The organism is Hymenobacter artigasi (assembly GCF_012275535.1).
GTDB lineage: Bacteria > Bacteroidota > Bacteroidia > Cytophagales > Hymenobacteraceae > Hymenobacter > Hymenobacter artigasi.
In genome coordinates this window covers 1-13403 of record NZ_JAAVTK010000009.1, presented here as the reverse complement: position 1 = coordinate 13403, position 13403 = coordinate 1, and the positions used below count along the sequence as shown (strand labels likewise).

11 protein-coding genes are annotated in these 13403 nt (G+C 61.0%); 2 read left to right on the top strand and 9 right to left on the bottom strand.

Going from position 1 to position 13403, the window contains the following annotated elements:
• Positions 1–57 precede the first annotated feature (57 nt).
• The 3 genes from HBN54_RS14755 to HBN54_RS14745 form a co-directional block, all read right to left on the bottom strand.
• Positions 58–1725 (bottom strand): amidohydrolase, encoded by a 1668-nt coding sequence (locus tag HBN54_RS14755; protein WP_168673992.1) that lies wholly within the window; start codon positions 1723–1725, stop codon positions 58–60.
• 160 nt (positions 1726–1885) lie between these two features.
• A complete protein-coding gene (locus tag HBN54_RS14750) occupies positions 1886–2359 on the bottom strand; it encodes a hypothetical protein (protein ID WP_168673991.1) in 474 nt (157 codons plus the stop codon).
• A 57-nt stretch (positions 2360–2416) separates the two neighbouring features.
• Positions 2417–3187, bottom strand: coding sequence for an AMP nucleosidase (locus HBN54_RS14745; protein WP_168673990.1), 771 nt, complete (start codon positions 3185–3187; stop codon positions 2417–2419).
• Positions 3188–3352: 165 nt separating this feature from the next.
• Here HBN54_RS14745 and HBN54_RS14740 point away from each other — a divergent pair, with 165 nt between their 5' ends.
• Positions 3353–3814 (top strand): type I restriction enzyme HsdR N-terminal domain-containing protein, encoded by a 462-nt coding sequence (locus HBN54_RS14740; protein WP_168673989.1) that lies wholly within the window; start codon positions 3353–3355, stop codon positions 3812–3814.
• Between the two features lie 975 nt (positions 3815–4789).
• Positions 4790–6292, top strand: coding sequence for a T9SS type A sorting domain-containing protein (locus HBN54_RS24025; protein WP_168673988.1), 1503 nt, complete (start codon positions 4790–4792; stop codon positions 6290–6292).
• 258 nt (positions 6293–6550) lie between these two features.
• On the opposite strand, the gene HBN54_RS14730 is transcribed toward HBN54_RS24025, so the two are convergent.
• From HBN54_RS14730 to HBN54_RS14705, 6 genes are all read right to left on the bottom strand, one after another.
• A complete protein-coding gene (locus HBN54_RS14730) occupies positions 6551–6847 on the bottom strand; it encodes a hypothetical protein (protein WP_168673987.1) in 297 nt (98 codons plus the stop codon).
• A 166-nt stretch (positions 6848–7013) separates the two neighbouring features.
• On the bottom strand, positions 7014–8924 hold the full coding sequence (locus HBN54_RS14725) for an LTA synthase family protein (RefSeq protein WP_168673986.1): 1911 nt from the start codon (positions 8922–8924) through the stop codon (positions 7014–7016).
• Positions 8925–9036: 112 nt separating this feature from the next.
• Positions 9037–10164 carry an alanine dehydrogenase gene (gene ald / locus HBN54_RS14720; protein WP_168673985.1) on the bottom strand — a complete coding sequence of 376 codons (1128 nt, stop codon included), beginning with the start codon at positions 10162–10164 and terminating at the stop codon, positions 9037–9039.
• A 99-nt stretch (positions 10165–10263) separates the two neighbouring features.
• Complete coding sequence (locus HBN54_RS14715) at positions 10264–10785, bottom strand: VOC family protein (RefSeq protein ID WP_168673984.1); 522 nt, start codon at positions 10783–10785, stop codon at positions 10264–10266.
• A 177-nt stretch (positions 10786–10962) separates the two neighbouring features.
• The gene (locus HBN54_RS14710) at positions 10963–12045 is read right to left on the bottom strand and encodes a hypothetical protein (protein ID WP_168673983.1); all 1083 of its coding nucleotides are present in this window, start codon (positions 12043–12045) and stop codon (positions 10963–10965) included.
• Positions 12046–12159: 114 nt separating this feature from the next.
• The gene (locus HBN54_RS14705) at positions 12160–13149 is read right to left on the bottom strand and encodes a sulfatase-like hydrolase/transferase (RefSeq protein WP_168673982.1); all 990 of its coding nucleotides are present in this window, start codon (positions 13147–13149) and stop codon (positions 12160–12162) included.
• Positions 13150–13403: the final 254 nt, after the last annotated feature.

Below are 13403 nucleotides of genomic sequence, written 5' to 3'. Positions count from 1 at the left end.
AAGCCAGAAAGGCCTGCTGAACATTGTTCAGCAGGCCTTTCTAGGTTATTGCAATGGCTATTTTCGGTCAAAAACCAGTTGCCCGCCAATCCAGGTTTGCAGCACGGCGGCCCCGCGCAGCTGCTCATTGGGCGCGGTCAGCAGGTCCGTGCCCAGCACCACGAAATCGGCCAGCATGCCGGGTTTGATTTGCCCTTTGCGCTTCTCCTCGAAGCCGGCGTGAGCGGCCCAGGTGGTCATGCCGCGCAGGGCCTGCTCGCGCGAAATGGCGTTTTCCATCTGGAAGCCGCCTTTGGGGAAGTTCTTGGCATCCTGCCGGGCCACGGCCGAGTGAAAGCCGAACAGCGGGTTGATGTCCTCCACCGGGAAGTCGGAGCCCAGGGCCAGCTGGCCGTACTGCTTCAGTAATTCGGCGTAGGCGTAGGCCGTTTTCAGGCGCTCGGCCCCGAGGCGCTCGCCGGCCCAGTACATATCCGACGTGGCGTGGGTGGGCTGCACCGAAGGCACGATGCCGAACTGCCCGAACTTGGGCATGTCGGCCGGGGTGATGACCTGGGCGTGCTCGATGCGCCAGCGGCGGTCCTTTTGCCCCTTCAGCGCCTCGCCGTAGATGTTGAGGATGATGCGGTTGGCCGAGTCGCCGATGGCGTGGGTATTCATCTGGAATTTCGAGGCGGCCAGCTCCTTGGCCAGGTCGCGGAACTGCTTTTCAGTGGACAGCAAAAAGCCCGTTTCCTTGGGTTTGTCGGCATACGGCTTCACCAGGCAGGCCCCGCGCGAGCCCAGCGCCCCATCGGCATACACCTTGAAGGAGTTGATGGTGAGCTGGTCGGTGAAGACCGGCCCGTTTTTAAGGTAGTACGCCCGGTTTTCTGGGGTGGGGGCCAGCATGGCGTAGAGGCGCAGCTTCAGCTTTTTCTGCTGCTGCAGGGCGGCCATCTGGTCGATGTCGGCTTTGTCGAGGCCGGCATCGGCGAGGCTGGTGAGGCCCACGGCCAGGCAGTTTTGCTGGGCCTGCAGCAGGAGCTGGGCGGATTCGGCCGGAGCCGGGTCGGGAATTTTGCTGCTCACCAGGCGGGTGGCGTTGTCCACGAGCAGACCGGTGAGGCGGCCCTGCGCGTCGCGCGTAATGGTGCCGCCGCTGATGGGCGTGCGGGCCGTGACGCCGGCCAAATCCAGCGCCTTCTGGTTCACGAGGGCGGCGTGGCCGTCTACGCGGGTGAGGAGCACGGGCACGTCGGGAAACAGCCGGTCAAGCGTGTCTTTGGTGGGGAACTGCTTGGTGGGCCAGTCGTTCTGGTCCCAGCCGCGCCCCGTGAGCCAGGCGGCCTGCGGGTATTTCTTCCGGTTCTCCTGCAGCTTCTCAATCACCTCTTTCCACGAGTTGGTGCCCACTAAATCGGCGCTGGGCAGTGCCAGTGCGTAGCGGTAGAAGTGGCAGTGCGCGTCGTAAAAGCCGGGGTAGATGAACTTGCCGCCCGCGTCCACTTCCTGCGCCGCCTGGTACTTGGCCTTGAGCTCGGCCGCCGAACCCACGGCCACGAATTTGCCATCCTTCACCGCAAAGGCCTCGGCTTTCGAGAAGGTAGAATCGACGGTGTAAACCGTGGCGTTGGTGACGAGCAAATCAACAGATTCGCGGGGCGACTGGCAGCCGCTGAGCAGCGCGAGCAGCAGCAGGGGGGCGAAGAAATGGTGGAACGAAGAATGGTTGGAACGAGACATTAATGAGTGAAGTGGGATGAAAAGAAAACGTCATGCTCAGCTTGTCGAAGCATCTCGCGTGCAATAGTAGTCAATTCGTTTGGGCGATTGAATTACTATTACACGCGAGCGACTTCGGCAGCGCTCAACATGACGTTCTTTTCGTTGTGGACTTTCGGGCTTATTCCACCACCACCTGCGTGCCCAGCTCAAAATGCAGGTGCGGATTGAAGCGAACCGGAAATGGCTGGGCCTCATGGGTCTTGCCCTGCAGGAGCACGCGGCTACGGCCGTATTCCACGCCATTGTTATCCAGCAGGCGCACCCGCACGGTATCACGGAAAGCCCGCTCGAAAATGACGTAGAGCGACAGCTGCGGCCGGCCGGCGCGCACACTATCGTCGCCCGCCACAAACGACTTGCCCAGCCGCAGGCCCCGCGCCCGCAAGGCCGGACTGAGGCTGGTTTGGGCCGTTTCGCGCTGGGCACCGGTGGCCAGCCCATCGGCCACCGCCGTGGCCGATGGGCTGGCCGTTTCACTGGGTTTGCGCAATGTTTCTGTGGCCTCGTGCTTCGTCCGGTCGCAGCCCATGAGGCCGAGCGCCAGCATAAAAACTACCCCGCCCCGCATCCGAAAATCAGTAAAGCTCCACATACGAAAGGGTCAGTTTGAATCTGCGAAATCCGTCAAATCCGTTAAAATCTGCGGTCCTTAGTCGAAGCGCATGTGCTTCACCGACTCGCCCGAGAACTGCAGCTCCTGTAGCGACTCGATGCCGATTTGCAGGTGGCGCTTCACGAAATCGGTGGTTACTTTCGAGTCCGACTCCGAGGTTTTCACGCCCTCGGGCGTCATCGGGTTGTCGCTCACCAGCAGCAGCGCGCCGTGCGGGATGTCGTTCATGAAGCCGCAGACGAAAATGGTGGCCGTTTCCATGTCCACGGCCAGGGCGCGCACGCGGCGCAGGTAGTCCTTAAACTCGGTATCGTGCTCCCACACGCGGCGGTTGGTGGTGTACACCGTGCCGGTGTAGTAGTCCATCTCGTGCTTCTTAATCATCGACGACACGGCGCGCTGCAGGCGGAACGAGGGCAGGGCCGGAATTTCCTTGGGCAGGTAGTCGTCGGAAGTTCCTTCGCCGCGAATGGCCGCGATGGGCAGCACCAAATCGCCGAGCTTGGTCTTTTTCAGGCCACCGCACTTGCCCAGAAACAGGGCTGCCTTGGGCTTGATGGCCGACAGCAAATCCATGACCGTGGCCGCCATCGGCGAGCCCATGCCGAAGTTGATGATGGTGATGCCGTTGGCCGTGGCCGACTGCATGGGCTTGTCTTTGCCGCGCACTTCGGTGTCAAACTGCTCAGCAAACATGTACACGTAGTTGCTGAAGTTGGTCAGCAGGATGTACTGCCCAAATTCGTCCAGCGCAACACCCGTGTAGCGTGGCAGCCAGTTATTTACAATCTCTTCTTTGGTCTTCATAAGTAAGTGCTTGGTTATTGGTGCTTAGTGCTTGGCTGTTTTGTACAGCAGACCTCCGTCCGCCGGTGCTTGGCTGGTGAGAATCCCGGCTTTTGAAACCCATTGGCACGAGGCGAAGGACACCAAGCACCAGGCACAAAGCACCAAGCACTATTTTTGGAGGTGATGCAAGCCCTGGACCTGCCGCCTTTCGAGGCCAAACTTACGCAATCGGCCACAAATCAGCCGCTCATCTGGGATGGGCTGCGGCGCAAACACGTCGTGCTCACCCCCGAAGAGTGGGTGCGGCAGCACGTTGTTCATTATCTGATAACCCACCTGGGCTACCCGCGCGGCCTGCTGGCCCTGGAGCGCGGCCTGCGCTACAACCAGCGCCAAAAGCGCACCGACCTCCTGGCCCTCGACCCCACCGGCCAGCCGCTGCTGCTGGTGGAGTGCAAAGCCCCCTCCGTGGCCATCGACGCGGCCGTGGCCCGGCAGGCCACCACCTATAACCAAACCATTGGTGCGCCGCTGCTGCTGCTCACCAACGGCTTGGTGCACTACTGCTGGCGGGTCGATTTCGCGACGCGAACCAATGAGCGGCTGGAGGATATACCAGCGTTTGCGGATGCGGTGGGGCGGTAAGGTTCGTCCTGTGCCTGGAGCCATTTGTCCGGCGAGTCAATGAGTGCTTCGGGGTAGGTCAGGCGGGGTAGTCCATGGCGTTTTGTTAATGCGGGCGTGTGAGTAATGTCATTAATATATAAAATATAATATATTATGTTTGGCTTACTGCCGAAGCATCACTTCAATGCATCTGAAACAGCCTGAAGGAGGGGAAGCTGCGCGGTAGAAGGATTTTTATTTCACTTCAAAACATACTTTCTATGCCACCTTAACTACGTTTTTTAGCCCATAGATTACATAATCAAGGATGGATGGCCAAGCTTTTCATTCCCTGATGCGGCCGGTTTTGCCGGCCCCGAAAGCGGTTGGGTATTTCCTGCATTCCCTTGGAATACCGCCGAGTAGCACCCGCCAGCGCGTACGCTGAATAACCAGGCGTTGAAGCGGCGCGCGCACCGCCTTGAGCATCGAAGCGCCACTCCCGGCTACCGAATGATAGCCGGGCACCTTCCAGCTGCTGTGCTGTAAGTGCAGCTCCCCACGCGTTTGTACCCGTCAACCGCGTTGCGGGCCGCGCCGCGCATTGCGCCCAAGCAGGGGCGCACCCAATGATTCCGCATTTTAGAAAGGCGTGCCGTGCCCGGCCGACGCCTGGGCTGTGCTGCGCCTCCTCGGTGGCGCAACGGATGCCGGCCTTTCTATCCTATCCACCATTTTTTGCTGCCTGTTATGAAAAAGCATGAACCATGTACTCCGTGTGCCAAAGTGCCCGAAAAGTCGCGGGGTGCCGCCCCATCATTGCTGCGTAAGTATGAGCCGATAGATTACGGACACTGGCTGAAACACACAGCTGGTTGGCAACGTCTGTTTTGGGCGGTGCTGGTCGCCGTATTATTTTTTCCACAGGTCAGTTTTGGTTATGGGTTGCCTTTAGGAGGCAGCAGTGCCACCGCTTGCCCCTCGCCGCCGGTTCTTTCGAGCGCCAATGTCACGGTGACGCAACCGACCTGTGACAATCCGACCGGCACGATTAGGATACTGAATGCCCCGTTTAACAGCGTTGCCCAGCTCACGCCGAACGCGCCCCGGCCCGCCGGGGGCAATCCCTACCTGTTCGTATCCCTGGTGCCCGGTACCTACCGCCTCACCCTAACGGTGAACGGCTGCACCTCGGCCCCGCGCACCATCGTCATCAATCCGGCCCCTGCACCGGTGCTCACGCTGGCCAATGTGGTGGTGACGCAGCCTACCTGCACCACCACTACCGGCTATATTCAGGTGCTGAATCCGCCGGCGGGCGCTACGGCCCAGCTCACGCCGAATGCGCCCAGACCGTCCGGGGGCAACTCTTTTCTGTTCTCGTTCCTGCCGCCGGGCACCTACCGCCTCACCCTGACGGCGGCGAACGGCTGCACCTCCGCCCCGCTGACGATAGTTATCAATCAGGCGGCACAAGTCATTACCAGCTTCACCCTGGTCAATGCCGATACCGATACCGACATCGGGCCCCTCGCCAACGGGATGACGCTCAACCTGGCCACGCTGCCCACCCAGAACATCAACGTGCGGGCCAACACTGGCCCGGGCAGTATCGACAGGGTCGTATTCAGCCTGAACGGCCCCACCAGCCATGGCCAAACCGAGCGGGTGGCCCCGTACACGCTGTTCGGCGACGATGGTGCCGGCGACTACTTCGGCCACACCCTGGCCCTGGGACGCTACGTTTCCTTATCGGCCCAGCCGTACTCCGATACCGGCTGCGCGGGCACGCCGCTGGAAATCACCTTCACCGTAATTAATGAGCCCGTTACGCCAGGCACTATCACCTATACCCTGGTTAATGCCAATACCGGCTTCGAGTTTATGGCGCTCACAAATGGGGCCGTGCTCGACCTAGCCACCCTGCCCACGCGCAACCTGAACATCCGGGCCAACACCAACCCGGCTACGGTGGGCCGGGTCGAATTTGCCCTCAGCGGCGCCCAGACCTGGAGCCAGACCGAAATGGTGCCTCCATACGCACTGTTCGGCGACGATGGTGCAGGCAACTATTTCGCCTGGACTCCCACGGCCGGTGGCTATACCCTGACCGCGACATCCTACACGCCCGGCGGCATCGCGGGCACGCCGCGCACCATCGCCTTCAGCGTGACCGATGGCGCGGCCCGCACCACCCTGGCTTCTGCGGCTGCCAGTCCGGCCGCCGCTGCCCGCAAAGCAGCGGTCGGAACGGAGTTTACGGCGCTGGTGAAGGCGTATCCAAACCCCTCCGACGGGCAGGTAAGCCTGCTGTTGCCGGAGGCGTTGCAGGGCGAGGTTTCCTACACGCTGGTATCGGCGCTCGGGGCAAAAGTGAGCAGCGGCACCCTTCAGGCCGCCAACGGGGCCACGGCCCTGCGGCTCGATTTTTCCCGGCAAATGCAGGCCAGCGGCGTTTACATGCTGCACCTAACCAGCGGGCACACCCAGGCGCACCTCAAATTGCTGCGCCGATAGGGGTAGTGTCTGACACGGTAATTACCGGCGCAATGCCGGCAACTACATCGAAAGCTGTTTAACAAGTCGCGCTGCCGGTGTAGAGACGCATCTTTGCGTCTTGTCGTTGAACGAAACATGCCTTTGTTGTTCAACGACAAGACGCAAAGATGCGTCTCCACACCAGAGGCCCGGCTTTCTGAATCGCCTTATTGCAAAAAGCCCGGCCGCAACTGCTTGCGGACGGGCTTTTCAAGCTAAAAACGAGGGCTGAAAGCCTTAGTTTTTGGGTTTGATTTTCGTTTTGTTGCGCTTCTCCTTCACCTTAGTGTCGGCAGGAATAACGGTTTCGGCCGGGGCGGCCTGGATTACGGTGGTAGAGGCCGGGTCAGTCGTGGTCGTGGTCGACTCTGTGGTGGTTGAAGTAGCCGGGGCCGGCGTAGCGGTCGGATACGTGGCCGGGGCGGGCGTCACCGTGGTCTGGCGCGTGGTGGTGGTGCTGGTGCTGCTCTGGGCATTGGCCGAGAAACCGCACACGGTGAGGAACAAGGCGAGAATGAGGGGTTGCTTTTTCATAGGACTAAAGGAATGAGTGAAACAAATGGCCCGCGCTGGCTAGAGCACGGCCAATTGAGGTGGCTTTAACGAGGAAAAGCAATTCCGGGTTCTGATAAAGCGCAAATAGGTGGTATGAAATCCTCCGAGCAAGCATTTGCGCTCGTCGTTGTAATCCGCTCAGCTACTATTTATAAAGCCGGTTATCCAGCAGCCCGTTCACGTAGAACTGCACGTTGGCCCGCAACTCATCGCCGTATTTCTTCACCAGGACCGGGTCAGGGTTGGCAACGGGTTCATTGGGAATAAAATGGGTCTGGTAGGGGTAGAGGCGCACTTCGTTCTTGTTGGTGAGCTCGGTCACGAAGTCGGAATGCACGAGGAAGTACGAGTCGCCGTCGCGGAATATGGCGCGGCCCGGGCTGGCCGTGTCGAACACCGACGCACCGAAGGGCAGCAGCGCCGGCTGCTCCTGCGCCAGGCCCAGCACGTCGAGCACCGAGGCGGGCACATCCACCTGCTGCGTGATGCGGTGCGGGTTGGCCGCCGGCAGTGGCTGGCCGGGGCGGAAGAACAGCAGCGGCGTTTTGTGCACGCCCAACGGGTTCTGGTAGCCGGCGCGGTCCGACTGCGAGGTGTGGTCGGCCGTGAGCACGAACAGCGTGTGCGCATACCACGGCTCGCGGCGGGCTGCCGCAAAAAAGCGCCGCAACGCCATATCCGCGTAGGCAATGGTGGGGTGAATGGGCTGCGTGCCCACCGGAAACTTGCCCTTGTACCTGGCGGGCAGCGAGAACGGCTCGTGCGCGCTGAGCGTGAACACCGTGGCCATAAACGGCTGTTTGGTGGCTGTGAGCCGGCGGTTGAGATACTGCAGGTAGGGCTCATCAAAAATGCCCCAGTGGCCGTCGTAGTCGGGACTGCCGGCCCCGCCGGGGTATTCGTTCAGGCCGTAGTAGTGCTGCATGCCGGCAATGCCGGCAAACATATCGAAGCCCATGGTGCCGTTGGAGCCGGCGTGGTACATGGCCGTGTTATAGCCGTGGCGGCCCAGAATTTCGCCCAGCCCGTGCAGCTCCGCCGTCTGAAAGCTGGAGGTGATAAACGGCTCATCCATGAGCGAAGGCAGGCCCGAGAGCACAGCCGGCAGCGCCTCGATGGAGCGGCGGCCGTTGGCGTAGTTCTCCCGCATCAGCCGCGCCCCGGGAGCCACCGCCAACGAATCGAAAAAGGGCGTGAAGCTGCCCTGGCCCCCATTTTCCACGCCGGTGTATTCCGAGCCGAAGCTTTCCAGCAGCAGCAGCACCACGTTGTCGGGCGGGGTGGGGGCGGCGGTGCGGGCGGGTAGCGGGGCGGCATTCAGGGCCGGCCGCAGCACCGTGGTGGTGGGGAAATAGCTCACCCGGTCAATCTGAACTTCATCAAATGACTTCAGCACCGTAAACGTACTGTTGAGGGCCAGGTGGCCGAGCACGGCGGGCTGCTGCTCGAAAGCAATGCCGGTGCGCAGGGGCTTCAGCTGCCAGCCGCCGCGCAGGCCCAGCACCACCAGGCCCACCACCAGCAGAAACTCCACGCCGCGCTGCACCCAGCGCCCACGGCCGGCCGGGGCCGCCAGTTCGGCCCGCGTGGGCATGGGGCACAGCCGCCACAGCAAATACACCAGCCCCGCGAGCGGAATGGCCAGGTACCAGTAGTGCAGGCCAATCTGCCCGGCCTGCTGGGCAATGTCGTGGCCAATGGTGCTCCACTCGTTGCTCAGCCGCCGGCCAATGAACTTAAAATATTCCCAGTCAATGATGTTGAGCAGGATGCCTGGCACATTCAGCACTACAAACAGCCCGCGCAGCCACTGCTGCCCGCGCCGCGATTGCACCGGCACCAGCAGCGACAGCAGCACCAGCAGCAGGTTCAGCCACAGCAGCGCGGCCACGTCGAACCGCAGCCCGTGCACGAACGCCCGCGCCACCGCTCCCGCCCCAATGCCCCGGAACGTGACCAGATTGAGGACGTAAAAACCCAGGCGGAGCAGCGTATAAACGGCCAGCAGCAGCGCAAAGCGGCGCAGCAGCAGGCGAATGGCGGGAGAAGGAAGCAAGGGCAATTAAAAATTAAGAATTAAGAATTAAAAATTGGGAATTAAGAATTAAAAATGCCTCCCCGGCAATGAAGCGGGAAGGCATTTTTAATTCTTAATTCTTAATTTTTAATTACACCGCCGCCAGTTCCAGCACGGTTTCCACGTTCACCAGGGGCAGGCCCCAGGCATCGGCTACGCCTTTGTAGACTACCTCGCCGTGCACTACGTTCAGGCCGAGGCGCAGGGCCTCGTCGCGGCGGCAGGCTTCCTGCCAGCCCTGGTTGGCCAGTTTCACGGCGTAGGGCAGGGTGGCATTGGTCAGGGCCAGGGTGCTGGTGTAGGGCACCGCGCCGGGCATGTTGGCCACGCAGTAATGCACCACGTCGTCGATGATGAAGGTGGGGTTCTCGTGGGTGGTGGGGTGGCAGGTTTCAATGCAGCCGCCCTGGTCCACGGCCACGTCTACCACCACGGTGCCGGGGCGCATGGTCTTCAGCATGTCGCGGGTGATGAGGTGCGGGGCCTTCGCGCCGGGAATCAGCACCGCGCCCACAATCAGGTCCGACGTTTTGATGGCTTCGCGGATGTTGTACTCGTTGGAGTACTGCGTCACCACGTTTTTGGGCATGAAGTCGTCGAGCTCGCGCAGACGGTTCAGGCTCACATCCATGATGGTTACCTGCGCGCCGAGGCCGGCGGCCACTTTCGCGGCCTGGGTGCCTACCACGCCGCCGCCCAGAATGAGCACATTGGCGGGCTTCACGCCGGGTACGCCGCCCAGCAGAATGCCCCGGCCTTTCAGGGGCTTCTCGAGGTACTTGGCGCCTTCCTGCGGGGCCATGCGGCCTGCCACTTCGCTCATCGGAATGAGCAGGGGCAAGGCACGGTTGCTGAGCTCCACCGTCTCATAAGCCAGGCAAATGGCCTTGCGCTCAATCATGGCGTGGGTCAGCTCCTCGCCGCTGGCGAAGTGGAAGTACGTGAACAGCAGCTGGTTCTCCTTGATGAGGGGGTATTCCTCCGCAATCGGCTCCTTTACCTTAATAATCATCTCGGCCTGTCCGTACACCTCGGCAATGGTGGCCAGAATGGTCGCGCCGGCCGTCTGGTACTCCTCGTCCGAGAAGCCCGAGCCTTCGCCAGCGGTGTGCTGCACCAGCAGGGTGTGGCCGTGCTTGCGCAGCTCGGCTACGCCGGCGGGCGTAAGGCCCACGCGGTTTTCATTATTTTTAATCTCCTTAGGAACGCCAATAATCATGAGCGAAGGTGGGAATAAGAGGGATGAGGTGAGGTTAGACTTCGAGCCGCAAAGATAGGGCGCGGGGCTACTACCCGGCGCGTCAAGATTTGGTTCAGCCTACACTTCCGCCAGCAGGCCGTTCAGGTCCAGGGCGCGGGTATACATCTGCACCTCGCCATCGGGGGCCAGGGGCCACTGCGCGCGCGGCCGGTCCCAGTACAGCTCCACGCCGTTGCCGTCGGGGTCGTCCAGGTAAATGGCTTCCGACACGCCGTGGTCGGCCGAGCCCGTAATGGGGTAACTGGCCGCCACCAGCTGCCGGAACGCGCCCGCCAGCTCGGCCCGCGTGGCGTAGATAATGGCGGCGTGGTACAGCCCCGCGCCGTGCTTGCGGGCGGGCGGCCCGCCCAGGCTGTTCCAGGTATTGAGCCCAATGTGGTGGTGGTAGCCCCCGGCCGAGATAAACGCCGCCTGATTGCCAAAGCGCTGCATCACCTGGAAGCCCAGAATGTCGCGGTAAAACCCCAGCGCCTTGTCAATGTCTGTCACCTGCAGGTGAACATGCCCGATGCGCGTCTGCGCCGGGGCTTCGTAAGGGGCGCTGGCTGCGGGAGCAGCGCTGTTAGCTTCGGTTGCCATGATGAAACGGAGGAGTATTAAATCAATGTACCAACATTAATCCAAAATCGCTCCAAAAAAAGCTCCGCCAAATTGGCAGAGCTTCCGGGCAATTCGCGTCAGGGGCTGAGGCCGTCCGAATCTGTATAATCCGTTAAACCCATTACACTAACCGAGTACCCTTACGCTCCGCAGCAGTCAGTCAAAGCCCCGCACCTGGGTGTACTTCTTCTCATTTTGCCGCCCCACCCGCACAATGCGACGCTCAAAATCTTTGGGGTCGTTGAGGGTTTTATAAAACCCATCTAAAAAGTGAGTGGCAAAGTCCTGCTCATCCCGGCCGAGGTAAGGACAGGCCAGATACACGTTGTAGAGCGCGGCGCGCCGGGTATTGAAAAGGTCCCGAATGGCGGCATGCGTTTCCGGCGGAAAGCCAAAGCCGCGAAACAGGCGCTGCCGCACCGACGTGATGCCCAATTGTTCGGGCGGCACGGCATACGGGGCCATCACCAGCCCGCTGTAGTCGAAATCGAAGGCCACCGGTATTGGCGGGGTATTCCGGCTGCGGGTCAGCAGCCGGATGTTGTGCCGGTAGGGCACCGACCAATCCGTGTTGCCAATCATGAATTGGAACATGACCATGGTGGCCGTGGCCGGTCGGTCCAGGTTGTCCATCGTGATGAACAAGGGTTTCGGTATTACCGTGGTCTGGTTGCGCCGCGCCAGGGCTTCGGTATTTTCCAGAAAGAAGCCGTAGTGCACCGACGTACTGGCCCGGCCGTTGTTATCCCGATAGGTGATGCGGCACAGCCGGACCCGGTAGCTCAGGTCCGTCAGTACATTGTAGAGCTTATACACCAGGTATTCCCGCAGGGTATAGTTGTCGGACAGGCAGTGGGTAGTCAGTTTCAACTCGGCTACCGGCCCGAAAAGGGTACTTTGCCCGTTGGGCGGCGGAAATTTCACCAGCAGCGGCGGGAAGCCGCACACGGTGGGGTCTTTGCGCCGGTTGCCGCGCACCTGTACCTGCACGGCCAGCGTTTGCATGCTGCCATTGCCCGCGCGATAGGAGAGCAGGGCCGGGTGCAGGCCGGGGCGGGCGCCCCGGTCCCTCATCACCTGGTCCAGCGGCAGCGAGAGGGTGAGCTCAACGATTTCTTCGCTGGCAAAGAAGGGGTTATCGGCGGCGTATACCTTTCCCTGCGCAGGCCAGCCCGCCGGAGCCAATGCCGGCTGGCAAAGCAGCAGGCCGTAACATACCAGAACCAACAGCGAAATCATCACAGCAGCGGGCCGGCACAATGCGGCCCTTTAAAGGACAACCGGCCCGGCGAAGCACGCAACCCGGGGCAATGACGGCTCAACCTGGAAAATCAGGCGAAATTCACATGGGTATCAGTGTTTAAACAACGCTTCAATCGACTTGCCCTGGCCCTGGGCGAAGGGAATGCCCAGCATGTAGGCCACGGTGGACGGCACGTCGACCAGGGTGCAGGTGTCCTTCACCGTCCGGCCTTTTCTGAAATCAGGCCCCAGGGCCAGTAGGCTAATGTGGCGGCAGCCCTCGCAGCCATCGCCGTGCTCGGTCCACCCCGGGGGCACACTGTCGAGGTGGCGGCCGTGGTCGTTGGTCACGAACAGCGCCGTGTTGTTGCGGTAAGCTTTGCTCTTCTGCAGGAACTCATAAAGCTGCATCACATACCGGTCATCGCGCGCAATACCCCGGATGTAATTGGGCCAGTTGCCGGCGTGGGCAAAGCCGTCGGGTTCCATAAAATTGATGAGCACCAGGTTGGGCTGGTACTGCGTCAAGATGCGCTTGACGGCTATCAGCGTCAGGGAATCGGCCCGGTAGCCGGTGCCCGGGCCGCTGATGCCGCAGTCGACGGAAGGCGGGTACTGGTCCTTCCATTCGGGGTTGAGGGTATTGGCCAGAATGTAGAGTTTGTCTTTGCTGGTAATGAGCCAGGCGGCAGTGGCGGGCTTGCCGGTGGCCTTGCGCCACAGCTGAAAGATGGAGGGCTGCTGCGGAAACTCCTTGTCGTAGTTATCAATGGGCTGGTTGATGCCCGTGGTCAGGGCGGCGTGCCCGGAGTTGGTGTAGGTGTACCCGTTGTTATAAAAAGTGGAAAAAAACACGCCCCGCGACTTGAGGAGGGTCGACATATTGGGAATGTTGCCTGGGGTATTGCCCCACGTTTCGGAGTAGCGCGGGCCGTCGATGACTACGATGATGACATTTTTGGTGCGCAGCCCTTTTTTGGGCGGTGCCGGTGCCCCACCCGCCCCGAGTAGCAGCAGCAGCACCACGCCCAGCACGTACTTCAGCCAGCCAGGGGCTGTGAGAAAGGGGCTTCGCCGCCCAACAGGTGCAAAGAAAGCCATGGCGCTTGACGGAATAAATGCGGTTTCTGCAGCAGCCTAAGTAAGTCGGTATCGGTAGCTAAAATTAATTAATAAATATACATTATTTAATATTTATAAAAAATGATTTGTTAAAAGTTGCCTCGGAAAGAGCAACGGGCTCCGGCGTGGGGGCCGCCCAAAAATTTGGGTGGCCCACCCCCGAGCCCCGTGGCGGCGGGGAAAACAAAAACCCCCGTTAATTAAAGCGTACGGCGCGCCCCGCGACATCCCCC